Source organism: Sphingobacterium sp. BIGb0165 (genome assembly GCF_024810095.1).
Lineage (GTDB): Bacteria > Bacteroidota > Bacteroidia > Sphingobacteriales > Sphingobacteriaceae > Sphingobacterium > Sphingobacterium detergens.
This window is the reverse complement of record NZ_JANUEB010000011.1, coordinates 187,568-211,367: the sequence shown is the minus strand read 5'-3', so window position 1 is coordinate 211,367 and position 23,800 is coordinate 187,568. Positions and strand designations below refer to the sequence as shown.

Below are 23,800 nucleotides of genomic sequence, written 5' to 3'. Positions count from 1 at the left end.
GATCATGAAAATTATATGGATCATCACTATGCTCGCCTTTATAGGCTTGATAATAGTCAAAATAGGCTTTTCACAAGGAGAAGAGAAAGCATCAGCTCCAGGAAAGAACTCAGCTCATAACAGTAAAACTAGCGAAATCTACTTTGCGGGGGGCTGCTTTTGGGGGACAGAACATTACTTCAAACAAATAAGAGGGGTAACAGCTACAAAAGTTGGGTATGCGAATGGGAATCTTGCCAAACCGAGCTATGAACAGGTATCAACGGGCAATACTGGGTTTGTAGAAGCCGTAAAAGTCGATTATGATCCTACGCTAGTTGATTTGAAATTGTTGATCGACTTATACTTTAAAACAATTGACCCGACAAGCATGGATAAACAGGGTAATGATATTGGTACTCAATATCGGACAGGGATTTACTTTACAAAGAAAGAGGATGAAAAAACGATCCGGGATGAGATTGGTCAGCTTGCAAAGAGCTATAGCTCAAAGCTTGTAGTAGAAGTTGGTCCCCTAAGGAATTTCTATACTGCTGAAAATTATCATCAAAATTATTTAGAGAAAAATCCTCAGGGTTACTGCCATATTCCTGCTGACCTATTTGAGAAAGCGCGACAGGCAAATCCGAAACCGGCTAAGTACAATAAAGTGGAAAAAAAAACACTGAAAAAGGAGCTGACTGCATTACAATATGATGTTACTCAAAACAATGCTACTGAAAAGGCTTTTGACAATGCTTATTGGAATGAATTTCGGGAAGGCATTTATGTTGACGTTACCACCGGCGAGCCGCTATTTATTTCTACAGATAAGTTTGAATCCGATTGCGGATGGCCAAGCTTTTCTAAACCGATCAATGATCGGCTGATTGCCGAAAAAAGCGATAGGTCTTTTGGGATGAATAGAACTGAAGTGAGAAGCAAAACAGGTGACGCTCATTTAGGCCATGTTTTTAATGATGGTCCGACTGAACAAGGGGGACTACGTTATTGTATCAACAGTGCTTCACTACACTTTATCCCAAAAGATCAAATGAAAGCGGAAGGTTATGAGAAATTTATTCCTCTGTTACAAACCAAAAGCGACAAAACTAAGTAGCACAACATCTCATATCAGACTATTAATAAGTGTAATTGCTGGCAGGATAAAATTCCATTAGTCCATTTGAGGGGTGTCATACTAGAGTTTACAGAGATTATTGCCCGGGGAATCTCTTTACAACAGGAGAGCCAAGAAGGTCGAACAGCCCTAGTTTATCTAATTTCGTTGGCATCCCCCGATAATCATTTTCCAAATCCGAAAGGGTTTGTTTTTGGGATTTGGAACGCTTCTTTTAAACACAAAAAGCCAGGTTGAAAAACCTGGCCTTAAAAATAAACATATGATGGATTAGTAAATGGCAGCCCCTATGAACAGTCTATCTCCACGATACGATCCGGGATCTATACTTGAAATTAGATTAAGTTCTAAAATACCCTAATAAATTTACCTTCCAAGGCTCCCTCAGAAACATTGAGGATATCTTCGACCACTATTGTTGCAGACTCTTTGTTAAACTCTTCCAGAAATCTCCACAAATCATTCACTTTTATCGGAACAAAATACTGATTCGTATCTTCCACAGTATTCTCAGACTTAAGTATATTATAGCCTTTACATTTTAAGTCCTGAAGGATATCATTCGTCAATGGGATATTCATCTCTCTAAAGTTTCTATTTCTCGTATGCTCTGCACACGCCGTATTTAACCACTTAGATTTATAGAAATTGAAAGCAATGAACATGTAAGAATAATGAGCAACCAATATCCTTTATATATGGTTGTTTGTCATAGCGTATATCATATATACTGTTCGACGCTAAGACACCATACATTAAACATGTTCATCTGCTTCCAATTCATATTCAAATATAGTAAATAAAACTAATTAAATTAGTTTTATTTACTATATTTTTTAGTTAAAAACTAACAAGTTGTGAGCCATAAGGTTTATATTTTCCGAACATAAAGAATCTCTTTATTATTCCAAACAGCGTTAGGACGAGAAAGCGGTGATACAATTGGACATATACAAGTAGCTATATGCAGGAGCAACAGGAATCTTGTTTCCCAATAAAAGCGGGTTTTATTTGCGAAACAAGGTTTGATTATGGTTGATCACTTCAAAGATGTCCAATGGAAGACAAAAATGTACTGAACATCTTTATAATGAGCGGCTGATATCAACAACATTAAAGATCTGATCCACATCATCCAAGCTGACTTCAAAGTCTGGATAAGTAGCTTTGTCCGTATTGAGGGAACGTAATGTAAGGATTCCATTGGCAACATCATGATGAGCAATTTCCTTAATAATCACCCCTTCATATCGATGTACAACAACCCAATATCTATATTTATGGGTATGAAATTTTGACTGCCACAATTCTCGTTTAATCAAACGTCCGGTAACAATATCACCGTCAAGGACACTGGCATCAGTCCCGTCTGTCATACTATCACCACTAACTTCAAAAGAACGGTAAGCTCCTTTGTGAAATTCATTCACGGTAATAAAATGTGCAGGTAAATCATCCATGTACTCAGCGTCCGAAAAACCAGAAAGATAACCTGCTTTTGCCTTCTCGGTCACGAGCTTAGTTTGCATCAAATAGCGTCCAGGAGACACCTCAAAGAATATATTGTTCTTATTCTCGTCAATAAAGTTGACATCACTGGAAAAATATCCAATAGATTTTCCGTTTCCTACATTGACCATGGAAACAGTATCAGGCTGAATGATTGCACTGGACTGATTTCGTTCTCCTTTTCCATAAAGCAGCCAATCGTACTGAACTTGGGGAAAAGCATTTTGAATACGGGTTTTCATGGTGAGACCGATCGGATATTCACCCTTCTTTATACGCGAATACACCTGTTCACGCACCCCCAATAAGCCTGCAAATTCCCGATTGGTAATTCCCATCTCCAAGCGTAAAATCTCAAAATTATTATCCGGATAAGTTTCCATGTTTTTATAGGGTATTTAACAAATGTTACACTAATTCATAACAATCTGACACTAAGTTACACAAGATATTAAACCTAAACAAATAAATAAATAAAATAAACACATTAACAGCTCATTATCAATATATTATAATTAAACAAATAAGTTTAACAATTTTTATTGAATACAAAATATTCAACAAAATTAACATTAAAAATCTTGAATGATTAACAAATTTGTTTAACTTTGTTTAACAAACATTATGGACGCTTAGTGCTTACTATCGGCAACTCATTAGAGGGAAAAGAAGCTGTTAATGACTTTGAATGATTAGTAGCAATAAGACAGAACAAAAAATATACACTTTAGAAGAACATAAAAATGGAACGCTTCATCACAACAAATTCACAGCTAAACAGATCAACAGGATTGAACCATCAGCACATCAGAAAATATGGTATTATTTCAAAAGAAACACAAAGTATGGAATTAATGACCGTGCTAATGCAACCAAAAAGTTTAACAACAATTACAAGTCAACGAAATGATAAGACCAATTCCCAACGTATGAACACTTTATATTATTCTTTCATTATGAGTTTCTTAAAAGAGAACCATCCCGAAATTTTGAGATCAATTGACAAAATATACGAGCCCGATCTTTCCAAGATCAGTCAGGTCATCGACTGTTATTGTGAATTTATGGGGATACCCTCGCAACAGATTATGGGTGAGTACATCAATTACAAAGATATCCAGCATCGTTACAAGGCAATCGCCGTTGTCTTGCGTATTTTTCAGCCCGAAAAACTGGATAACCTAAAGACTAAAGTAAAAAGCACGATATACAAGGAACTAGGTCCATATTTAAAGATAAATAGCGACACCTTACAAAAGTCCATCATCTGTGCATGTAACCAATTTGACATGTATAACGATTTTAAGAAAGATATCAAGCAAGCGACAAATTATTATTTCATTAATAAACGTTTCAATGACAAATAAGATTGGTTACGCAAGAATTATACCGATCATAAAACAAACAAGTACGAAGTTTTACATGATCGGTATAATAATCTTTTACCCAATTATTACGCTCTCCTACGCAACCACCAGACCATAAGGCATATCACTACAAGTAGGCCTATCAAAAAATAGAATACATTTGTTCCAGCCGGCTGCACCGTCCGTTTTGAAGTCTTTTCATCTATCCGCAGTTTATCTTCTTTGTAGTGAACATTGTGGGCACTCTCCCGACGCTGATCAGAAAGATATTTCTCAACACCATTACTGCTATCAGAATAATGCGTTCGGCGTTTATTTACCCGTCCCTTACCTATTCGCACAACGCCATTCGGACTAATCTCGATCTCCTCACCTTCGAACTGCATCAGATCCTCAGCCTGTGTCAAGAGTCGATTATATGATTGCTCAATCTCCAGGTGCCTTCTACTAGAATCCACGCTTGACAGTTCGGTCATTTTTTCGTTCGCCTCCACTGTCTGCGACTCCTTTGTTTTAGTAATCTTTTTAAATAGACCGCAGCTACTAACGAGCAGTAGCATTACGGTCAATCGAAATATATTTTTCATTTTTCACTCTTTTTAGTTCAATCTGCAATTCATTATAAAGCTTCATCAGGTCATCATATTTCATCTGCAGCTCAGCCAACGTCTTCGAGCAGGCTATACGATCCTCATTGGCGAGTTTTAGTCCTTCATTAAGATCTTCGATAATGGCTCTTAAATGTTCTATATCTTTTTCCAGCCGGTTTGCATAACCTTCCCACTTATCAATCACTTTCCCAGCATTCTCCACATTTGTAGCTTCCACTTCCGCCTGCTGCTTGGGACGACCAACAAAGTAACCTCCGATAGCAGTAACGATAGGAATAATCAGCTTTTCCAAAATTTCAAGTAGTTCCATAGTAATTATTTTTTAATAGTGGCTTAAACTTCATCCAAGGGAATTGTACTCCCGGGTCCTCCTTTCTTCCAGGGGCAATATCACTGTGCCCCAAAATTTCCTGAATAGGATAATGGGCAATAATTGCCTGACAGACTTCAATGGCCGCATTGATCTGCTTTTCGGTATAAGATTCTGTCCCTCTATTTTGCAACTCAATCCCAATACTGTATCTGTTCAGATCTTTCAATCCATCCCAGGAACTCAGGCCTGCGTGCCAACATTTGACATTGAATCGCGCCAGTTGTGTTACAACACCATCGCGACTGATGTGCACGTGAGCCGAAACTTTGCTTTTTGGATCTGACATCCAATAAATCGCACTAGTAGCATTAGACGCGCCATCATAATGCATGATGATATAAATAGGTTTGATATTACCGCTTTTATTAGGTGTATCTTTATAGGACACACCTACCAATTGATGTTCTTTAATATTCATGTCTTCTTTTATTATTATAATTTACTTTGATGTTAATCGCCTCCTTCTTCTTATCTGGATTCCAATTTTATTCCGATAAAGGCCGCCAGCATTTACTTTATTTGCTATTTCTATACAAATTTAGGTGGGAATCAAGCTTGAAAATTAGAATATCAACTGTATGTAAGCGGTATGGAACAACTACCGAATATCAGCTCAAAATGAAGAATTTTTATTGCCGGTCGGTTCACAACAAAAAGAAGGTGCTCAAAAAATAAAAGCGCTTCCCATCGAATAGAATATTTGAAAAGAGATTATCTGGGGGAATGAAAATTTAAATCTTTCGAAACTATATATTAATTTAGTATCCAAGACATATTATTATGCCAATAACCAAAAACGCAGTGTATTTTGAAAACAATGGGGACTCCATTTCATTTGTCATTAAAATGGTTCATCCCCGATTATATAAACTCGTATTCGCTAGTCTATGTGCCCTCTCTATTATTGGAACACTATCTCTGGTTATTATATTCGATATCTTCGCCCTGCTCGGCCCATCATCTCTTCTTATTTTGATGTTGGGAATGCTGATATCATTTGGCTTTTTCAAAATTTACATTTGGCACCATAGTGGAGAAGAATTTTTCTTGTTAACTTCTGATAATTTAAGCTATCAAATCAACAATGGGCTAAAACTCTCAGATTTAAAATCATATGAAGCGATGGGCTATCAAATTGGTTTCCAAGAGACCAATAGCTATGAATCGGAAACCTGCGGAAGAATTTACTTTTTCACCATGGATCCCAAAACCAAACTATCAACAATTATCCTATACAGCACCTTGGAAATCACTTTCGAGGAATATCAATTTCTATTGAGCAATTACCTAAAAATAAGCCAGAAACAACCACCATTATCTCACTTTAGTTTAAACTAACTATCTATCTTTTCACTCTGCCAACCTCTTGCTTAGTAGATAAGCGAATGTGCTAAGTCGAGTTTTTAAACAAGCCTAACCAATTTAAAAATTAGAACTATGATGCATCGCTACGATTCCTTTCTTAAAATTGGATCCGCCAAGAAAAATAAAAAAAGTAAATTTACTTCGACTTGATTAGCTATTGAAAATGATTTATGAATAAAAAAGAAGTAGCAACTAGCAAATTTTTAAGCCTAATACTTCGGCATGTACCGGAGCGTATTGGTATCGAACTTGATGAGAATGGTTGGGCGGATACAGACTTATTGATTCAAAAGATTAATGATCATAACCACGAATTGACATTGGATATGCTTAAGCATATTGTTGCCACGAATCCGAAAAAGAGATTCACCTTCGATGATAGTTTTAAGAAAATCAGAGCAAATCAGGGGCATTCTATTACTATTGAACTCGGATTACGTCCAGAGGTTCCACCTGATGTCCTATACCATGGCACAGCGGTGCAATATGCAAATTCAATCATTGAGCAGGGAATAAAAAAACAGAATAGACTGCATGTGCACCTAAGTAAGGACATCGAAACTGCAAAATCAGTCGGACAACGACATGGAAAACCTATTTTACTCGAAATAAATGCATTAGCTATGTTTAAAGATAGATTTGATTTTTTCTTATCCGAAAATGGTGTTTGGCTCACTGACCACGTGCCTGCACAATACTTACATTTTGTCAATTTCAAAGGAGAATCTACTAAATAGGGACCATAACGCATAAGTTTTAGAATAACACCATTTCCAATAGTTAATAACAGCGATGCTTACATCCGAACAAATAACAATTAAAACAAACGAGATAAAAGAAGACGGTTTCACTGTCATCGAGAATGTCTTTAGCAGAAATGAAGTTGAGCAATTGGTAACCATGATTGAAAACGAAGATCATTCAAGAGATACATTCAGGCGTTCCTCTGATCTTTTTGCGATCCGCCAGATAATTAAAGAAATACCTGCTATATATACTATAATTTTCAATGATAACCTTAAAGATGTTATTTCTAAATTATTGGGAGCAGACCATTTTATTGTAAAGAGCATCTATTTCGATAAACCCGCAACATCAAATTGGTATGTATCATACCACCAAGACTTAACGATATCTGTACTCGAAAAAATTGATTCTGAAGGTTTTTCGAACTGGACGGTCAAACATAATCAATATGCAGTACAGCCCCCGCTGGAAATTTTGGAAAATATAGTTACGATAAGAATTCATCTTGATGACACGGATGCGGAGAATGGTGCACTAAATATTATTCCAGGCTCACATAACAAAGGAATATACCGTCCCGAAACCATCGATTGGAGCATGGAACAGGAAAAAAACTGTCCTGTCCCGGAAGGCGGAATTATGATCATGAAACCACTATTACTCCATAGTTCCAAACGCACAAGCAACAACAAACGTAGAAGAGTTATCCATATTGAATTTTCTAGTATAGAACTAGCCAATAACTTATGCTGGGCTGAAAGATTCTAGTATAAAAGATACTCTCGTTGGCCACAAAAAAAACTTTTCCGTTATTCCATTGTTATTTGATCGTTATAGCATAGGATGAGTTATATCGTGAAGGCTAGGAAATCGGTTCACCTAGCCTTTTTTATTGTCAGCGCCAATACATCCATCTGTACTAAAACGAGTCATTATTTGTTTTACTCAACATCACAAAACATGGCTGTGATGCTAGCGCCATAGAATGCACAACCTGTCCTACCACTCACGGAAATGTAGGTTTTAACGCTAAAGCCAGTTTATAATAGGGCTTCAAGGAATGGTGCAGCATCATTTCATCGCTTTTTTGTTCATCAAATATCCTGAAGTACTCCGCATCAGGAGTTAAAATAACATGTGTCCCTGTACGGACATAATCATTGCTAGGAAAATAAGTCGGTTCTTTAAAATTCGGTAAATATTTCTTAACCATTTTTGAAACCTGTTTGCCCAAGATCTTTTGATAATTCACTACTGCTTTCTGTGATGGATTTTTCAACATCCGAAAAGCGATTCTTTTCTTCAGACCTTGCTTCTTGATCGTAGAAGCTATCGGTGTTACCGGATTTCTACTTGGAAGATCTTGAAGCTGCTGTACAGTAAATGGCATCTGTGGAACCCAATCTTTGGGATTAACAATTTGGTAAGCCCACCCATAACTTCTATTTTCATATTCATAGGCGAAATAAAGGTTACCAGGTTTAGGCGCAGCCGAGCAGTAGGTCTTGAACCGAATGTCTTTCGGCAAGCGGCCAGCATCTTGCAATTGATAGAAATAGGCCGTCAACAGATAACTGATTCCCCCACCCTGACTATGTCCGACAATCAGAATATCCTTTGTACCCTGTTGATAAAGTGAATCTATTTTGGGCAACATATCCCTAGAAAGAAAGGCTGTACTAATTAGGTAGCCGACATGAACAGCGGCATTGGGATCATTAGACAATTTATAATCAAATACAAAATTAGTATCTATTTCCAATTTACCGATAGCTGGAACCATTGCGGCATAGAGATTTGCCAGCCAGCTTAGATTATCGTCTACTGATCCTCGCGTACAAAAAATTGCTGTGTTTTCATCCCGCTGCCATAACTCATACAAATTATTGAGTCCCATAGCTGGACTTCTATAAATCAATTTCGAATACTCGGGTGCTGGGATATCAGATGAATCGCTCTCATCCTGTTCGTAGATATGTGCATTAACTCGCAACATTTCCTGATATTCGGGCAGGTTAAATCCAGGATTAAGCCGCTGGGCTTCAACAGCTGTAGCAACAAAAAGCAGACAGCTAAATAACCAATATTTTATCATAGTGTTATTTCTATTTGTGTAAATAAATTCAAAAAAAATAATTTTCGAAATGCAGTTAATACATGTCCAACAGCAATAGCTATGCCTTAATTATTTATTTTGTACTTTAGAAGAATATATCAAAAGGCGTTTTATGGACAATAATCATTTTTCTAATTGTGACCAAGAACCGATACATCTTTGTGGTCAAATACAGCATTTTGGTTGTCTCATCCTATTTGATGCCACTCAAAATTGTATAGGCTGGAGTGAAAACTGGACAGAAACAGGTTTGCCTAAACAAAGTGTATTCTTGGGACAAAGCTTGACCAAGTTTATCGACTGTTTAGCTATTCAACATGCAATCGATCTTGATCAGATATTACACGATCATGCTGATAGTTTCAAACACCGCTACGTAGCTGATATCTATCTGGGACAAACCCCATATTACCTAAGTATCTATCCCTTTGACAATAAGATATATATTGAAATCGAACAACATCGTTCGCAATCGCATCAATTTAAAAACACATTCTTTTATGCCAAGCATATCAATGACAGTGAGGACATCTGGAAGGCTCTGGCTGAGAATATTTTTACGGTGACGGACTATGACCGTGTTATGATCTATAAATTTTCAGAGAGTGGAGATGGCCAAGTCATTGCTGAACATGTTGTTGGCGACTTGGAACCATTACTAGGCTATCGTTATCCTGAGTTTGATATTCCCCAACAAGCGCGCCAACTCTATACTAAAATATTTGCCAGGGTAACACCCGATGTAGATGCTGTCCCAGTACCGATTTGGGGTCTTGAACCTGAGAAATTAGATCTCTCTATGACAGCGATACGCGCAATGTCTCCCATACATCTGCAATATCTTCGAAATGCCCAAGTAAAAGCAAGTGGTAGTTTCTCCATCATCATCAACGGAAAACTATGGGGATTGGTTGCTTGTCAAAATAGACTACCCAAATACATTGACCTAGCACAAAGGCATCTTTCCATTTTCATTGTTCAATATGCTGTAAATAGCTTTTTGGCCAATAAACATATTGAAGAGAATAACTTCAAACTTAAAACAAAGAGTGTCGCATTTGAAATCAGACAAAATCTATTTACAAAGAAAGATCTTTACAAAGTAATTAGTGCACTGACCACTAGCTTAATGGACATCCTTCGAACAGATGGTATCGCATTTAAATATCTCGACAAATGGCATATTGTTGGCCATGCGCCAAAAAAAGATATGTTATTAAATCTGGATAATCATTTCAGTAGAACAATTTCTGATCAATTGTTTTGGCAATCCGATTTCAAAGGACATCAAGATGAAAACGAGACTACATTTCCATTTCCTGGTATTGCTGGAATAGATTTGGAAAATAAATTAGACTTCAAAATCTATTTCTTCCGAAAGGAAGTAAAAGTTGAGGAAACCTGGGCAGGGCAACCTGAAAAGCAGCTTATTTATGATCCAACAAAGACCATAAATTTCCCTTCTCCCCGCACATCCTTCAATGCGTGGAAGAAAATAGTCGAAGGCACAGCCCCGAAATGGAAAGAACGCGAAATTAATTTCTTAAAAAGCCTAAGCATTACAATTCAGGAAGCCTGCTTAAAGAAGATCATCGAAATCCAAGCGCTCAACGAAAAACTGATTGAAATAAATAATGTCCTGGAAACATTCAGTTACACACTGAGTCATGATCTAAAAAACCCCTTGGCTGCACTACAGATGACAGCCCAGATGATCCGGGACAGAACCGGTTTAAGTCAGGAATTTCTTGGAAAAGCAGGTAAAAACATGATGGACGCTATCCTGTTAATGAATAACATGCTAGATAAAACAGTCGATTTCGCCCGTAGCAAAAGCTATGAGTTCGAATACGAAACTGTCTATCCGGAGCGATTTATTGAAAATATCATTGATGACTGCAGTGTAAGATTTAATGTTCCAAATCTGCAATTCGAAAAAGGGCGAATCCTTCCAATTGATGGTGAAAAGACCTTAGTCTATCAACTGTTTCTAAATCTTTTGGGAAATGCGATCAAGTATAGCAGTAATAAAACGGCTCCCTTAATAGGTATAAACAGCCAAATAGAAGAAGATTATGTTTTGTATAAAATATGGGATAATGGCATCGGAATGTCAGCGGAAGAAACTGAACGGATTTTCGAAATATTCCATCGTTTACCTAACGCGATGCAATTTGATGGATCAGGAGTCGGCCTATCAATTGTGAAAAGAATTGCAGACCGACTCAACGCAAAAATCTCTGTCGAAAGCAAGTTGAATCAGGGTACAATTTTCGAGATCAGATTCCCCATAAGAAACTGATTTTTATGGTATAGAAACAAAAAAATGCACTATTTCCGACAAGAATGTTGGTCAAAAGAAGGTCTAGAACAGATGAAGGTGCAAAGCAATCTGTACCCCGTTTCATCCATTCTTTTTTATTAAATTAGGGACCAGCCGATAGATTCAGATTCGTACTCAACAGGTATAAATTATAATGTGTACAGAATCATTTGATCTACCGGTCATAGAGGGAATCTTCAATAAGTATTAATTGTAAAATGGATAAATTCAGCTTGTTAGTTGGCAATGATATCAATAACATTTCCCCTGGAATCAGTTGGAGTGATTTGCTGTCTAACATTAAAACAAAATATCATGTAACGGCATTGGAAAATGGGCAAAAACCTTTTCCGATGTTGTATGAAGAGATTTTTCTAAATGCAATTAAGATACAGCATCTTAATGAGAAAGAACTTAAAACATATATCTCGGAGAGTGTCTCCCAGATAAATCAAAATGAAATTCACCAGTTGATCCGGACCCTCCCTACTAAAAACATCATCACAACAAATTATGAATTTAGTTTGGAAGGATCCACTTCAAAGAAGAATACAAGCCTGATCCGAGAAACAACATACAGTGTTTTTCGCCGGCATGAAACTTCGGACAAAACATTTTGGCATATCCATGGTGATTGTGACAGTCCCAGCTCCATCAACCTGGGGTACGAACATTATTGTGGGCAGCTTCAGAAAATGAGAGATTATGTTGTAAATGGCACTAATTATTCCTCGGATACGGTATTTAAAGCGGCTTTAATAAAGAGATTGAAACAGAAAAAAGACTTACAGCTGCAATCATGGATAGACCTGTTCTTTACCCAAGATATTCATATTTTGGGACTATCGCTGGATTTTGTGGAAATAGATCTCTGGTGGTTATTGACCTATCGTGCCCGAAATAAGTTTTATAGAAAAAGTGACTTCATTCAAAATCAGCTGTTTTACTATACCACAAAAAAATGGCATCAAATCGCTGTCGATAAAATGCAATTACTCAAAGCCAACGATGTGGAAATTATCGTTATTGATGAATCTGACAAAACAAAATATTACAAAAAAATATTGAAAGAAATCGGTAAACGATACCGGCTTCCTTCCAATAAATAGCCTACTATTCCATGTCATTGACAAAAAAAGAGTTTCGCTTATCAAAAAGAAATATACTCTCTCCCTGTATTGAAAGCCTTTTAAATGGTTCCCTCTTAAAGAGAATAAAAAATATATTTCCGCCCCCATTTTCAGATGTAAAACTAAAGAGCGAAATCACCAAGGTCGTTTATTTGAACTGGATGATACCTATTGAAAAAATTCGAGACATAATTCCCGAAGGGCTACAAGTGAATATTATTCAGGGGAAAGTACTATTTTCTATTTTGACCTATCGTCATGGTCATTTCGGACCAGCTCAACCAAATAGACTGAGGTCATTTTATAGTTCTCCACTACAAAGCAATTGGAGATTTTATATTGCAACAAATACCAAGCTATTTAAAGAACCAACGGTCTTATTTGTCTCCAATAGCATGAGTAGTTTCCTCTACTGTTTAGGCAGTCGCCTATTTAGCAATATGATGTATACACATCATCCCCTATCGTTTAGCCATCAATATATTGATGATCACATTCATACAAAAATAGATCCCGGCACCAGCAATGCGCCAGATCTGGAAGTCATTTGCCATTCAGTTGAAGAATGGAAAATTCCCAACGATTTTCAGCATATATCAACTCATCCCAGCAAGCTTCTTGAAAAAATTATTCTTCAAAACCGTGCATTAACATCTCAAGATCTGAATTCGTCACATATTGCCAACATTTCACTCGCTTTTGATATAAAGGAGATCAAACCTTTAAAAATTGACTTTTTCAAAAGTCATACATTATATGAAATTGTAAAAGAAGAAGAATGTTTTGCCTTTCAAATACCGTCATTGACATTTTTTATGAATAATGAAAAAAGAATAAAACAATGTTTTATATAGATTTTTTTATCGCTGTATTGATAGCGAATGCGATACCGCATTTCATTTTTGGGATCGCCAAAATACGTTTTTTAGGGCTGTTTGGTTATTCACCTACAGGCAATATCTGCTATGCTCTTTTCCAGCTCATTATTGCAGTATCGCTCTTCTCTGTTCAATATGGAATAACGAATATCTATACAAATCCCGCTATACTTGGTGGCCTTGCAGTGCTTTTGCTCTACTTTGCATTTGGTAGACTGCTCATCAACAAGTTCCATAAAAAATAATCTCAACAGTTTTATCGCAATATTAAGCTTATTTTTTTCTCCTCAGGCTCTAATTGGTTAGCATAATCAAATATCTATTATAACACCTTACTGAAGATATTCTCATCCTATTTCCATTGAAACAAAATGACTATTCCGTACCAGAGTGTCCTTATCCAGCAAACTTAGCAGAACATCAGATGAAGGAACTCCGTCAAAACAACCAACTTGCATCATTAAATCTTTCCTACAGAAAGAAATATAAAAAGCTAACACAAAGAAAATATTTAAAAAAATAATTAATATATAAAACTAAAAACAAGCTTAATAGCCAATAAATTTAATCATTTCCGCTAAAAAATATATTTTGCGAAATAAAAAAAATACATCAATTTTGTCTTGGCTAAATTAAAATTAACAGGGAAAGTAATACCAAAAAATTACCGTATCTACATTTTCATATTTTTATTGTTCGACAATGTTTTTCAAGAGATCCACCTATTTCTTTTTAGGTTTATTGTTGCTTATTGGATGTAAAAAAGACATTCCATCTGGTATCACTCCGGTAGATCCCGAACCAATTGATAGAAGCAAAATGCCTATTCCAGCAGGATTTACAGATAATTTGGCTTCAATAAAGATTAGTAGTATAGCCAATGCGAATGAGCCTGGATCTTCACGTCCTGAATTGATCCAGGATATATCTGGTAAAAATGCAAGTTATTGTCATCCTGATGTTGAGTATTTCCCAAAAGGCTTCAACGGATACAAATATTGGATGGTCTTTACACCCTATTTTGGTATATTAGGTTCTGATCGAGCTGCATCTTTATACGAAAACCCCAGTATTGTGGTATCAAATGACGGCAAAGAATGGATCACGCCAACAGGGTTATCCAATCCCATACAACGTCGTCCTGCTTTAGAAGATTCCTATATTCCTCCGAGTGGCATACCCAACCAAGGCTACTGGTCTGATGTCGATTGGAACTTTAATGGAAAGGAGTTTGAATTATATTATAGAGGATGTTTCTTTTCCAATAAAATTTTAAAACAATGGGGTGCAAAGAGCAATAATAATACGAGAAAACTAAATCAAGAAGCCGAGCGTGTCGTTGTTAGGCAAACTTCGATCGATGGAATTCATTGGACTCCACTTGAAGTTGTATACACGAGCAATGAACCAGCTTCTATTCAGGACAATCATATCATATCACCTTCTTTTGTTAGAAATGAAAATGAGATGTTTAGCTACGAAGTAGATTTTAAGCCAACCTATCAATCTCCTATCATGACAAACATCTTACGGCGTTTGTCATCCAATGGTCTGGACTTTACACCCTATAGAAATAGTAAACAAGTTAAATTCATCAATAAACCTTGGCTTGAATTAAACAAAAATTATTCGACCTGGCATCTGCAAGCTGCCTATATTGACGGTTATTATTTTCTATGTCTTGCTATAGGAAATGTGGATAGATACTCCTCAGACTTGAATTATCTCGCCTATTCAAAGGATGGAATACATTTCCGTGTATTTGAAACACCTTTAGCTTCATCGAATGTATATCGCTCGGCTGTGTTTGCTAAATCTTCTTCAACAAATGACATCGAATTTGGTGCTGTTATTGGCTATAAATCAGGCGCGTTTGGTTATAGGGAATTTAAGTTAAACAAGAAGATCTTGGAAGATGGGTTAAAATAAAATAATATGGGCTGTAATACTTACTTTTATAGCTTGACCTTAACACGCTAAAAATGGCAATAAAAGATATTGAAATTGTAAAAACAGAGATTCTATCTGATAATTGGTATACCTTAAAAAAAATCACCTATCAATATACAAAGCCGGACGGAACGGTACAACAACAAAGTCGAGAAGCTTATGATCGCGGAAATGGTGCTGTAATACTACTTTATAACACAACATCTAGAACCGTTATACTGACAAGACAGTTTAGAATTCCAACTTATATAAATGGGAATGAATCTGGAATGCTAATAGAGGCTTGTGCAGGTTTGTTGGATCAAGATTCGCCAGAAGATTGTATCCGGAGAGAAACAGAAGAAGAAACTGGCTATCAGATCAAGGAAGCAAAAAAAATATTTGAAGCGTATATGTCTCCAGGCTCGGTTACCGAAATTCTACATTTCTTTATTGCAGAGTATACGAACAATATGAAGGTTAGTGATGGAGGAGGTTTGCAGGAAGAGGAGGAAAATATTGAAATCCTAGAAATTAATATCGATGATGCTTTAGCTATGATCGAAAGCGGTGAGATCAAGGATGGCAAGACAATCATGCTCCTACAATATATTAAGTTAAAAAGTATCATGTAAGTCGTTACTTTCAACCGGACATCTTAACGAGCTACCTCCCTGAAAATAAATTTAGTCTGTTGGAAATTGATTGTCGATGGTATATAATGAGGAATGCCCATATATTCTTGCTCGGTACCAGTTCCTAAAATATATTGAGACCCTTTCTTAAGTAAAATAAAGGGTCTCCTTTTTTTCTGTCCCCAGCCGAACGGCGTATAGTAATAGTCACCGCTCAGGGTATCATTTTTGATATTCCCCCGAACCTCTCCAGAGTCAATTTCACCACCGGGTCTATAAAAACGCAACTTTCCATGAAAACGGCTTTCAAAGAGATCAAGTTCTAGTTGAGCACTATCGCGATTACTATAAGCAACATACTTCAATAACTCTGCATCCCGCCTCTTTTCTTCACAGCTTGCAAACGAGAAAACCAACAAGACACAATAAACGGCAATTATTATTAAACGCATTTTTCCTATGAAATTTAAACACTCCTAGAATGAGCTAAAAATAATCTATTCTGCTTAAAAACAACAAAATTGTGATAAAATAATCTATCATTAAAATGTTAGTCATTTTCCGCGTTAGCGACGACTTTATCTGCCAAAGCTTTAAGCTGTTGCATATCTGAATAATCCAGTTTTAAAGCTTCAAAAATCTGCATCGGAATGCAGGCTGCTTTTTCTTTCAATTGCGAGCCCTGATCTGTAAGACGAATCTTTACGACTCGTTCATCTGTCTTACTTCGCGTGCGGGTAAGTAGCTCCTTGCTTTCCAATCTTTTCAGTAGTGGTGTAAGGGTACCATTATCCAAAAATAACTTCTCCCCCAATTGGTTTACGGTTTGTTCGTTATTTTCCCATAAAGCCATCATTGTGATATATTGTGGATAAGTCAAATCTACTTCTGCTAGAATAGCGCGATAATGCTGCATAATCTCGCGATGCAAAACATATACGGAAAAACATAACTGTTTGTCCAGTTTCAATAAATCATCCATCTTACAAAGATATTGTTTTCTTAAAGTTTGAAGTATATAATGTTTCTATTTATACTCAACCACAAATTCTTCTTTCGGCATTCTGACTTTTTTCATTGTAGAGATCCAGTCACGAGAAGCATCTGCGACACCTACATACATTAATGATACACTTTTCAATCCAAGTTTTTCCAATTGCAATACTTCATCCACTACTTTGTTATCAAAGCCTTCCGCCGGAGTGGAATCAACCTTGAGTTCTGCCGCTTGTGCCAGAGCTAATCCCAAAGCAATATAAGTTTGTCGTGCTGTATGTACAAAATTACGTTCCGCAGCCTCATTTAGATAAATGGATTTTAACTTATCTGTATACGATCCAAAGCGCCCACGAGGTAAATCTCGCTCATCTGTAGTGAAATCATATACTTTATCAATGCGCTCTTCAGTGTATTTATCCCAAGCCGCAAAAACCAGCACATGAGAACATTCTCGCATGCATTCTGGATTTAAGGCTCCTTTTGCTAACTCATCTTTCAAAGCTTGATTTTCAACTACCAATACTTTAAAAGGTTGCAAACCCGAAGATGTTGGTGCAAACCGAGCTGCCTCCAAGATCTTATCTATATTTTCTTGTGTAACCTTTTTTGTCGGATCATACGCTTTCACAGCGTGTCTCCATTGTAAGTCTGTTATTAAGGACATTTAATTGTTTGTTTATTTTGAGAAAAGAACGAATAATATTGCTAGTAATGCTGGAGCTCCCTGTACAAAGAATATCTTTTTACTTGCAGTGATACCTCCGAAAATGCCAGCTACAAGAACACAGCCTAGAAAGAATAGACGAACATTGTCACTCCAGATCGGATCATTGATAAAAAATGACCAAGCCAAACCGGCGACCAAAAAGCCATTATATAGGCCCTGATTGGCCGCTAGCCCTTTTGTAGGTTTAAATAGCTCGGCAGGTAGCGCTTTACCGAAACTACGTCTTCCAGCAGTTTCCCAAGCAAACATTTCCATCCATACAATATAGACATGTTCAATGAGTACAAGCATCGTGAGCACTGTGGCAATATGATTCATCTATTATTCGTTGTTTGATACTGTTAACTTCACCTCCATATTACCTCTCGTAGCATTTGAATATGGACACACCTGATGTGCTTTTTCAATCAGTTGCTGTGCCACCTCCAAACTGACTGCAGGAATATTGGCATGTAATTCCGCTGCTAAACCAAAACCACCGTTCTCCAATTGTCCAATACTTACCTGAGCGGTAACCCTGGTCTCACCTGTTTTTATCCGTTCTTGTCTAATCACCAAATTCAAAGCACTATCAAAGCAGGCAGCATAACCAGCAGCGAAAAGCATTTCTGGGTTTGCATAATCATCGTTCGCACCTCCAAGACCCTTCGGCATACGAACCGCCAGATCCAATACAGCATTTTCACTTTTTACCTGACCGTTTCGTCCGCCTGTGGCTGTGGCACCTATGGTATATAACGTTTTCATATTTTAATTTGTTTTTGTTTCAACAATACAAATGTAGATTGAAAAATTATATTGTGAAAAATATAATTGGACTATTGACATTAAAATGAAAATAGAAGCCCATCTTTAAAGGGCTAGATTATACTAATCTCCAACGAAAGAATAAAAAAGGTAAATTTGATTATTGCAAATGTAATTGATATGAAAACAACTACAATCGAACAGTTCTACAATGAGATCAATACTTCTATACCCGAGGAAATAGCACGTGAGATCGGACACTTCAACGTATTTAGCTTTGAGGAGCTCGCTGCAAAGCTGAAAGAGAAGCCCATCATGCCTTACAATAAGCGAACTTATTACAAAATCAGTTTAATCACAGGAAAGAATACAGCTGAATATGCTGATAAAGTAATCGAAATTGAGGGATCTGCATTGGTATTTGCAACACCGAAAGTTCCTTACCATTGGATACCCAAAGACGAACACCAACAAGGCTATTTTTGTGTTTTTACTGATGAATTTCTAGCGCGAAATAAAAGTGGTGTCGTATTGGATGATCTACCGATCTTTCAACCTGGTGGACTTCCTATTTTCCAGATTACAACTGAACAGCGCATCGAAATTGAGCGAATTTTCGAAAAAATGAACAAGGAATTATCTTCTGATTATAGGTTTAAATATGATCTTTTACGGAATTATGTTCTTGAAATTATTCATTATGGACAAAAGTTACAACCGAAAAGCATCAGTAATCCCATGCATAATGCGTCAACCAGAATTACCTCACTTTTCATCGAATTATTGGAAAGACAGTTTCCAATAGAATCGCCCATGCAACGGTTGCAACTACGAACTGCAAACGATTTTGCCGAGCGTCTCGCCGTTCATGTAAACCACCTCAATAAAATTCTAAAGGACAATACGGGTAAGACAACAACGCATGTAATCAGCACAAGAATTACACAAGAAGCAAAAATCCTCCTCAGGCAAACGGACTGGAATATCTCAGAGATTGCCTATTCACTGGGTTTTGAGGAAATAGCACATTTTTCTAATTTCTTTAAAAAGCAAACTAAGCTTTCACCAAATAATTATCGTTCTCAACGATTATAATTTGAATTTCGCAAATATTGATTTGCTTTTCACAAACTCAACAAATACTTTTCAAGCGAAATTTGTCCTATTAAATTTTAAAACAAAATAAAAATGGCTAAAAATAAAATCGCTTTAGTAACTGGCGGAAGCCGGGGTTTGGGAAGAAACATGGCAATTAATCTTGCTAAAAAAGGAATTGATGTCATACTGACTTATAATAGCAATAAAGAAGAAGCAGATCATGTCGTCTCTACGATTAAGGCTTTGGGACAACATGCAGGGGCATTCCAATTCAACGCCGGAGATACAAAATCCTTTGATCATTTTATAACACAAATAACCGAACATCTAAAAAATCAAACAGGTCAATCAAACTTTGATTTTCTGATTAATAATGCGGGCACGGCATTATATGCTCCTTTTATGGATACGACGGAGGAGCAATTTGACGCAGTTTACAATATCCATTATAAAGGTGTCTTTTTTCTAACCCAGAAAGCACTTCCATTTATAAACGATGGTGGGCGTATCATTAATATTTCTTCGGGTCTTGCCCGTTTCGCGGTTCCTGGTTCTTCTGCTTATGGCTCGATGAAAGGTACCATCGAAGTCTTGACAAGATATCTTGCCAAGGAACTAGGCCCTCGTAATATTGCAGCGAACGTAGTCGCACCAGGAGCTATTGAAACAGATTTTGGCGGGGGACATGTTCGTGACAACAAAGAAACCAATGCACATATCGCGAGTGTAACAGCCCTAGGTCGTGCTGGTGTACCTGACGACATTGGTGGAGTTGTAGCCTTCTTGTGTACAGAGGATGCCCGATGGATCAATGGACAACGCATTGAAGTATCTGGTGGTATGAATCTTTAATCATCTTAATAGAAAATAAGTATATATCTTACTGTTATAATACAGGATATATACTTATTAAAATATTGTATATTATTTTCGCTGCTATTACTCATGGTTCATCTTAATGAATATAATACCAATTTCATTTTCTTTTTAAAAACAACAACCATACTGTCAATTTGCGCTTCGAATGGCTAATTTTGTAGGATAGATGAAGATACAACTTGCAATAATAAGTGATATACATGCTAATATTGTAGCATTGGATGAAGTACTAGCGGATATAAAAAAGAGCGGGGTAACACAGATTTACTGTTTAGGTGATCTGGTCGATTTTGCCCCATGGGGAAATGAGGTTATTGCCCGAATACAGGAAAGAAATATCCCCTGTTTACTCGGAAATCACGATCAGCGGATTGCCTTCGATGAGCCTATTATTCCCTTACCACACCACGATGCGATCGAAACAGTAAACCGTGACATCGCCATCAATCTCAGCAAAAACGATATAACAGCTGCTCACAAAAAATGGCTGGCAACATTACCTTACAATATTGAATTAACGTTCAAAGTCGGTAATCATCTTAGAAAGATCCTGCTTGTGCACGCCAGTCTTCATAGTAACGATGAATACATTCATGAATCAACACCCAAAGCGGACCTGTCAGTTCAATTGCGCGAAAGAGCCATTGATATCCTGGTCATGGGTCATACCCATCACTCCTATGTCCAACGGACTGAAGAAGTCCTTTTTATCAATTGTGGGTCTGTCGGCCGAAGCAAAGAGAAAGACAGAAAGGCTTCCTATACCTTAGTGACGCTGACAGAAGAAAACATAGAAGCCAAAATAGTTAAAGTCGATTATCCGATTGAGGAAGTTGTAGCTGCTATTTATCACAGTGATATTCCCGATTTCTATGGCGATTTTTTACGCACCATAGAAAGTAATTAACAAAAATCCCCGATGCTTATTTTATATCGTTTCAAAAAAGAACTTAACTTTTTGAGAACAATATTAACACATCGGGGATATACATTTTTATTTTAGGAACAATTTCCGAATCGCTTTATTCGCCACATCCATAAGGTAAATATTACCCTCTTTATCCACCACAACATCCTTTACCAATGTAAATTTCGCCGTTGCTAAATTACCGTCTACATAACCATAGCTTGATTTTATCAAAGTCGTAACCTCCCTCGTGCTCATATTGACTTCACGAATCGCAAAATTATTGTTATCAGCGACAATTAATCGGTTATTCAGACCAGGAGTAATTCCACCGATACCGTTAAAACTTGCATAAGTTCCTATCCCATCTCCATACCCGGCATCTGAACTTCCTACAAACATTCCCCCACGTGTATCACCGGGCTTCACCAACTCAATCCCATTGTTACTACTTGTATTCTGATCCGAATAATATAAGTAACCCTGACTATCCACAAAAGGTTTGGCCATCACCCAGGACGGTCCCGTTACCTTTGTATAATTTCCGGTAATATTGACTTTGTTTACCCCCTGTGCAAATCCAGCAAGGGAGACATACAAATTGCCCGATAAGTCTATGCACATGGATGTAGGAGAAAATCCGCTTGCGTGTACCGTACGTTTACCTGCCGGTGTAATTTTAAGTATCTGATTTGCCCGTTGGTCACTGACATAGACATTATTTTGCTGGTCAATTGCTATGCCTGAAGGATAGTCAAAAATCGCGTTAGCACCATCAACTTGCAGCACGGATACATTACCTGTGGGTGACACCTTCTTGACTTGTTTATTCTCTGTATCTGTAACGTAGATATTTCCCTGTTGATCTATCGCCATTCCAGCCATATTACTGCCAAATGTAGTCATTCCTGGGCCTCCAGCTAGGGTCATTATCCCTGCCCTGCGAAATGGTTGCGGTGCCAAAGCATCTTGGCTACCAACCACGACCTTCACCTGACCTGTCGTTACTCCTTGTGGCGCCTCCAATACCAATTTATTTTCACTGGCACTGCTTACTGGCGTCAAAACACCATTAAAATAAACTAGATTTTCCGCCAGATTTGTACTAAACCCAGTTCCCATAATCGTAACACTTGTCCCTGCCAGACCATTATCTGGGCTCATCGAACGTATCCCCAAGGTCTGATCTTTAAACTGTGGTCCTTCAATCGATTGATCATTGACAACAACTTTTACCTTGCCCGATCCAGTTCCACCGGGAATGGTCAGTTTAATCTGATTTTCACTACTTGAAGAAATAGCGACCTGCTTTCCATTGATAAACACCTGATTTTCATCTAGTATCTTACTAAATAATAGTCCGCTAATCGTCATTTCGGCCCCTTTTGGACCACTTAAAGGTGAAACAGCGTCAATAATTGGTTTACCAACAACAGTAAATGTTGGTCCTGATATTTTCTGTTCATTGATGTTGACGGACAAAAGCCCCGTTCCCACTCCAGCTGGTGCAACAACAACAATTTTTTCAGGACTGGACTCTAGGACAACAGCAATTTTACCGTTAAAATCAACCACATTACCCGAATTCAGTTTCTCAAAGCCCTCACCTGTCAACGTTACCTTTGTCCCTGCTCCACCAGTTGTTGGTTTGATGCTGCGAATAACCTGATAGGTAAAATTTTGACCTTGGGATTTTTTTCCGTCTACGCGTACTTCTACAGCACCATATCCAGCATCTTCTGGCACTTCAGCAATGATGACCTTATCGGTAACACTCACCACCAATGCCTTTTTGCTATTGACGTAAACCTCTGCCGGCGTATCCGTACTGCCAAACCCCTCACCATCAATCCGCAATTGGGTTCCACTGGTACCATTTGTCGGAAAAACTTTCGCTACAGACAAATCCTGATAAGTATATGTGCCGACATCGAAGCTATTGCTACCATACTTCAACACAACTGTTCCGCTTTTATCACCTTTCGGCACACGCAACACAACAGAGGTAGGAGTCGCGCTGATCACCTCCGCCGAATTCCCAGCGACTGTCGCCGTAAATTCAGTGATCGAACTGCCGAAGCCCTGTCCTTCAATCGTAACCAATGTCCCTGCCTTACCTGAATTAGGGTAATAGCTACTCACTTTCGCCACCTCCTTATCTATCAATTCCTCTTTTTTACTACAGCCGATTAATGCAATCATCATTGATATACATAGCATCGTTAGTTTCACTATATTTTTCATGGGAATAAATTCTTTTTTGCACCTTATTTCTTGAGCCTCATTGCTCGATTCATTGTTTCACTCTTTACGATAACTACCATTATAGCACCTTTTAAA

At 37.4% G+C, this 23,800-nt stretch carries 26 protein-coding genes and 1 pseudogene; 15 read left to right on the top strand and 12 right to left on the bottom strand.

All coding sequences use genetic code 11. The features are described 5' to 3' along the window. Positions 1 to 4: 4 nt before the first annotated feature. A pseudogene (gene msrA, locus M2408_RS26405) lies at positions 5 to 574 on the top strand (peptide-methionine (S)-S-oxide reductase MsrA); the annotation flags it as partial. 75 nt (positions 575 to 649) lie between these two features. Further along, entirely contained in the window at positions 650 to 1,099 is a 450-nt protein-coding gene (gene msrB, locus M2408_RS26400; RefSeq protein WP_259187193.1) for a peptide-methionine (R)-S-oxide reductase MsrB, read from the top strand. Between the two features lie 368 nt (positions 1,100 to 1,467). Here the strand turns inward: msrB and M2408_RS23925 are convergent, their stop codons facing one another. After that, positions 1,468 to 1,701 (bottom strand): hypothetical protein, encoded by a 234-nt coding sequence (locus M2408_RS23925; protein WP_259187103.1) that lies wholly within the window; start codon positions 1,699 to 1,701, stop codon positions 1,468 to 1,470. Positions 1,702 to 2,205: 504 nt separating this feature from the next. Continuing rightward, positions 2,206 to 3,012 (bottom strand): LexA family transcriptional regulator, encoded by an 807-nt coding sequence (locus M2408_RS23920; RefSeq protein ID WP_259187102.1) that lies wholly within the window; start codon positions 3,010 to 3,012, stop codon positions 2,206 to 2,208. A gap of 360 nt (positions 3,013 to 3,372) precedes the next feature. Here M2408_RS23920 and M2408_RS23915 point away from each other — a divergent pair, with 360 nt between their 5' ends. After that, positions 3,373 to 3,996, top strand: a complete 624-nt coding sequence (locus tag M2408_RS23915) for a hypothetical protein (RefSeq protein ID WP_259187101.1) — start codon at positions 3,373 to 3,375, stop codon at positions 3,994 to 3,996. Positions 3,997 to 4,082: 86 nt separating this feature from the next. Here the strand turns inward: M2408_RS23915 and M2408_RS23910 are convergent, their stop codons facing one another. Genes M2408_RS23910 through M2408_RS23900 form a run of 3 tightly spaced genes read right to left on the bottom strand, consistent with a single transcriptional unit; the run spans position 4,083 to position 5,398 of the window. Next, positions 4,083 to 4,583 (bottom strand): hypothetical protein, encoded by a 501-nt coding sequence (locus tag M2408_RS23910; protein WP_259187100.1) that lies wholly within the window; start codon positions 4,581 to 4,583, stop codon positions 4,083 to 4,085. Then, positions 4,540 to 4,917 (bottom strand): hypothetical protein, encoded by a 378-nt coding sequence (locus M2408_RS23905; RefSeq protein WP_259187099.1) that lies wholly within the window; start codon positions 4,915 to 4,917, stop codon positions 4,540 to 4,542. Before M2408_RS23905 ends, M2408_RS23910 begins: the two co-directional genes overlap by 44 nt. Next, entirely contained in the window at positions 4,904 to 5,398 is a 495-nt protein-coding gene (locus M2408_RS23900) for an N-acetylmuramoyl-L-alanine amidase (RefSeq protein ID WP_223580418.1), read from the bottom strand. The genes M2408_RS23905 and M2408_RS23900 overlap by 14 nt, the downstream gene beginning before the upstream one ends. Positions 5,399 to 5,760: 362 nt before the next feature. Between M2408_RS23900 and M2408_RS23895 the strand changes: the two genes are divergently transcribed. The 3 genes from M2408_RS23895 (at position 5,761) to M2408_RS23885 (ending at position 7,860) form a co-directional block, all read left to right on the top strand. After that, complete coding sequence (locus M2408_RS23895) at positions 5,761 to 6,318, top strand: hypothetical protein (protein ID WP_259187098.1); 558 nt, start codon at positions 5,761 to 5,763, stop codon at positions 6,316 to 6,318. A 197-nt stretch (positions 6,319 to 6,515) separates the two neighbouring features. Then, positions 6,516 to 7,082, top strand: a complete 567-nt coding sequence (locus M2408_RS23890) for an RNA 2'-phosphotransferase (RefSeq protein WP_259187097.1) — start codon at positions 6,516 to 6,518, stop codon at positions 7,080 to 7,082. 55 nt (positions 7,083 to 7,137) lie between these two features. Beyond that, positions 7,138 to 7,860 carry a phytanoyl-CoA dioxygenase family protein gene (locus M2408_RS23885; protein WP_259187096.1) on the top strand — a complete coding sequence of 241 codons (723 nt, stop codon included), beginning with the start codon at positions 7,138 to 7,140 and terminating at the stop codon, positions 7,858 to 7,860. A 238-nt stretch (positions 7,861 to 8,098) separates the two neighbouring features. Here M2408_RS23885 and M2408_RS23880 read toward each other — a convergent pair whose 3' ends face one another. Then, the gene (locus tag M2408_RS23880) at positions 8,099 to 9,187 is read right to left on the bottom strand and encodes a lipase family protein (protein ID WP_259187095.1); all 1,089 of its coding nucleotides are present in this window, start codon (positions 9,185 to 9,187) and stop codon (positions 8,099 to 8,101) included. Positions 9,188 to 9,320: 133 nt separating this feature from the next. Between M2408_RS23880 and M2408_RS23875 the strand changes: the two genes are divergently transcribed. The 6 genes from M2408_RS23875 to nudK all read left to right on the top strand — a co-directional run bounded on the left by M2408_RS23875 (position 9,321) and on the right by nudK (position 16,103). Next, a complete protein-coding gene (locus M2408_RS23875; RefSeq protein WP_259187094.1) occupies positions 9,321 to 11,510 on the top strand; it encodes an ATP-binding protein in 2,190 nt (729 codons plus the stop codon). Between the two features lie 239 nt (positions 11,511 to 11,749). Then, on the top strand, positions 11,750 to 12,640 hold the full coding sequence (locus M2408_RS23870; RefSeq protein ID WP_259187093.1) for an SIR2 family protein: 891 nt from the start codon (positions 11,750 to 11,752) through the stop codon (positions 12,638 to 12,640). Positions 12,641 to 12,651: 11 nt separating this feature from the next. Continuing rightward, positions 12,652 to 13,515, top strand: a complete 864-nt coding sequence (locus tag M2408_RS23865) for a DUF2071 domain-containing protein (protein ID WP_259187092.1) — start codon at positions 12,652 to 12,654, stop codon at positions 13,513 to 13,515. Then, on the top strand, positions 13,503 to 13,784 hold the full coding sequence (locus M2408_RS23860) for a hypothetical protein (RefSeq protein WP_259187091.1): 282 nt from the start codon (positions 13,503 to 13,505) through the stop codon (positions 13,782 to 13,784). The genes M2408_RS23865 and M2408_RS23860 overlap by 13 nt, the downstream gene beginning before the upstream one ends. Positions 13,785 to 14,241: 457 nt before the next feature. Then, positions 14,242 to 15,468 (top strand): hypothetical protein, encoded by a 1,227-nt coding sequence (locus tag M2408_RS23855; protein WP_259187090.1) that lies wholly within the window; start codon positions 14,242 to 14,244, stop codon positions 15,466 to 15,468. Between the two features lie 53 nt (positions 15,469 to 15,521). After that, entirely contained in the window at positions 15,522 to 16,103 is a 582-nt protein-coding gene (gene nudK / locus M2408_RS23850; RefSeq protein ID WP_259187089.1) for a GDP-mannose pyrophosphatase NudK, read from the top strand. Positions 16,104 to 16,126: 23 nt separating this feature from the next. On the opposite strand, the gene M2408_RS23845 is transcribed toward nudK, so the two are convergent. From M2408_RS23845 to M2408_RS23825, 5 genes are all read right to left on the bottom strand, one after another. Further along, entirely contained in the window at positions 16,127 to 16,555 is a 429-nt protein-coding gene (locus M2408_RS23845) for a hypothetical protein (RefSeq protein WP_259187088.1), read from the bottom strand. Positions 16,556 to 16,653: 98 nt separating this feature from the next. Beyond that, a complete protein-coding gene (locus M2408_RS23840; RefSeq protein ID WP_259187087.1) occupies positions 16,654 to 17,085 on the bottom strand; it encodes a MarR family winged helix-turn-helix transcriptional regulator in 432 nt (143 codons plus the stop codon). A gap of 45 nt (positions 17,086 to 17,130) precedes the next feature. Then, complete coding sequence (locus M2408_RS23835; RefSeq protein WP_259187086.1) at positions 17,131 to 17,766, bottom strand: nitroreductase family protein; 636 nt, start codon at positions 17,764 to 17,766, stop codon at positions 17,131 to 17,133. Positions 17,767 to 17,778: 12 nt separating this feature from the next. Continuing rightward, on the bottom strand, positions 17,779 to 18,147 hold the full coding sequence (locus M2408_RS23830) for a DUF1304 domain-containing protein (RefSeq protein ID WP_259187085.1): 369 nt from the start codon (positions 18,145 to 18,147) through the stop codon (positions 17,779 to 17,781). A gap of 3 nt (positions 18,148 to 18,150) precedes the next feature. Beyond that, the gene (locus M2408_RS23825; protein WP_259187084.1) at positions 18,151 to 18,576 is read right to left on the bottom strand and encodes an organic hydroperoxide resistance protein; all 426 of its coding nucleotides are present in this window, start codon (positions 18,574 to 18,576) and stop codon (positions 18,151 to 18,153) included. Positions 18,577 to 18,756: 180 nt separating this feature from the next. Here M2408_RS23825 and M2408_RS23820 point away from each other — a divergent pair, with 180 nt between their 5' ends. The 3 genes from M2408_RS23820 (at position 18,757) to M2408_RS23810 (ending at position 21,460) form a co-directional block, all read left to right on the top strand. Then, entirely contained in the window at positions 18,757 to 19,671 is a 915-nt protein-coding gene (locus tag M2408_RS23820) for an AraC family transcriptional regulator (RefSeq protein ID WP_259187083.1), read from the top strand. 93 nt (positions 19,672 to 19,764) lie between these two features. Beyond that, positions 19,765 to 20,526 carry an SDR family NAD(P)-dependent oxidoreductase gene (locus M2408_RS23815; protein ID WP_259187082.1) on the top strand — a complete coding sequence of 254 codons (762 nt, stop codon included), beginning with the start codon at positions 19,765 to 19,767 and terminating at the stop codon, positions 20,524 to 20,526. 193 nt (positions 20,527 to 20,719) lie between these two features. Then, entirely contained in the window at positions 20,720 to 21,460 is a 741-nt protein-coding gene (locus tag M2408_RS23810) for a metallophosphoesterase (RefSeq protein ID WP_259187081.1), read from the top strand. A gap of 87 nt (positions 21,461 to 21,547) precedes the next feature. On the opposite strand, the gene M2408_RS23805 is transcribed toward M2408_RS23810, so the two are convergent. After that, entirely contained in the window at positions 21,548 to 23,704 is a 2,157-nt protein-coding gene (locus M2408_RS23805; protein ID WP_259187080.1) for an IPT/TIG domain-containing protein, read from the bottom strand. Positions 23,705 to 23,800: the final 96 nt, after the last annotated feature.

Excerpts from the sequence above, each read along its gene's own strand:
- M2408_RS23925 (WP_259187103.1), bottom strand. The coding sequence starts at position 1,701 with ATGAATATCCCATTGACGAATGATATCCTTCAGGACTTAAAATGTAAA.
- M2408_RS23920 (WP_259187102.1), bottom strand. The coding sequence starts at position 3,012 with ATGGAAACTTATCCGGATAATAATTTTGAGATTTTACGCTTGGAGATG.
- M2408_RS23915 (WP_259187101.1), top strand. The coding sequence starts at position 3,373 with ATGGAACGCTTCATCACAACAAATTCACAGCTAAACAGATCAACAGGA.
- M2408_RS23910 (WP_259187100.1), bottom strand. The coding sequence starts at position 4,583 with ATGAAAAATATATTTCGATTGACCGTAATGCTACTGCTCGTTAGTAGC.
- M2408_RS23905 (WP_259187099.1), bottom strand. The coding sequence starts at position 4,917 with ATGGAACTACTTGAAATTTTGGAAAAGCTGATTATTCCTATCGTTACT.
- M2408_RS23900 (WP_223580418.1), bottom strand. The coding sequence starts at position 5,398 with ATGAATATTAAAGAACATCAATTGGTAGGTGTGTCCTATAAAGATACA.
- M2408_RS23895 (WP_259187098.1), top strand. The coding sequence starts at position 5,761 with ATGCCAATAACCAAAAACGCAGTGTATTTTGAAAACAATGGGGACTCC.
- M2408_RS23890 (WP_259187097.1), top strand. The coding sequence starts at position 6,516 with ATGAATAAAAAAGAAGTAGCAACTAGCAAATTTTTAAGCCTAATACTT.
- M2408_RS23885 (WP_259187096.1), top strand. The coding sequence starts at position 7,138 with ATGCTTACATCCGAACAAATAACAATTAAAACAAACGAGATAAAAGAA.
- M2408_RS23880 (WP_259187095.1), bottom strand. The coding sequence starts at position 9,187 with ATGATAAAATATTGGTTATTTAGCTGTCTGCTTTTTGTTGCTACAGCT.
- M2408_RS23875 (WP_259187094.1), top strand. The coding sequence starts at position 9,321 with ATGGACAATAATCATTTTTCTAATTGTGACCAAGAACCGATACATCTT.
- M2408_RS23870 (WP_259187093.1), top strand. The coding sequence starts at position 11,750 with ATGGATAAATTCAGCTTGTTAGTTGGCAATGATATCAATAACATTTCC.
- M2408_RS23865 (WP_259187092.1), top strand. The coding sequence starts at position 12,652 with ATGTCATTGACAAAAAAAGAGTTTCGCTTATCAAAAAGAAATATACTC.
- M2408_RS23860 (WP_259187091.1), top strand. The coding sequence starts at position 13,503 with ATGTTTTATATAGATTTTTTTATCGCTGTATTGATAGCGAATGCGATA.
- M2408_RS23855 (WP_259187090.1), top strand. The coding sequence starts at position 14,242 with ATGTTTTTCAAGAGATCCACCTATTTCTTTTTAGGTTTATTGTTGCTT.
- nudK (WP_259187089.1), top strand. The coding sequence starts at position 15,522 with ATGGCAATAAAAGATATTGAAATTGTAAAAACAGAGATTCTATCTGAT.
- M2408_RS23845 (WP_259187088.1), bottom strand. The coding sequence starts at position 16,555 with ATGCGTTTAATAATAATTGCCGTTTATTGTGTCTTGTTGGTTTTCTCG.
- M2408_RS23840 (WP_259187087.1), bottom strand. The coding sequence starts at position 17,085 with ATGGATGATTTATTGAAACTGGACAAACAGTTATGTTTTTCCGTATAT.
- M2408_RS23835 (WP_259187086.1), bottom strand. The coding sequence starts at position 17,766 with ATGTCCTTAATAACAGACTTACAATGGAGACACGCTGTGAAAGCGTAT.
- M2408_RS23830 (WP_259187085.1), bottom strand. The coding sequence starts at position 18,147 with ATGAATCATATTGCCACAGTGCTCACGATGCTTGTACTCATTGAACAT.
- M2408_RS23825 (WP_259187084.1), bottom strand. The coding sequence starts at position 18,576 with ATGAAAACGTTATATACCATAGGTGCCACAGCCACAGGCGGACGAAAC.
- M2408_RS23820 (WP_259187083.1), top strand. The coding sequence starts at position 18,757 with ATGAAAACAACTACAATCGAACAGTTCTACAATGAGATCAATACTTCT.
- M2408_RS23815 (WP_259187082.1), top strand. The coding sequence starts at position 19,765 with ATGGCTAAAAATAAAATCGCTTTAGTAACTGGCGGAAGCCGGGGTTTG.
- M2408_RS23810 (WP_259187081.1), top strand. The coding sequence starts at position 20,720 with ATGAAGATACAACTTGCAATAATAAGTGATATACATGCTAATATTGTA.
- M2408_RS23805 (WP_259187080.1), bottom strand. The coding sequence starts at position 23,704 with ATGAAAAATATAGTGAAACTAACGATGCTATGTATATCAATGATGATT.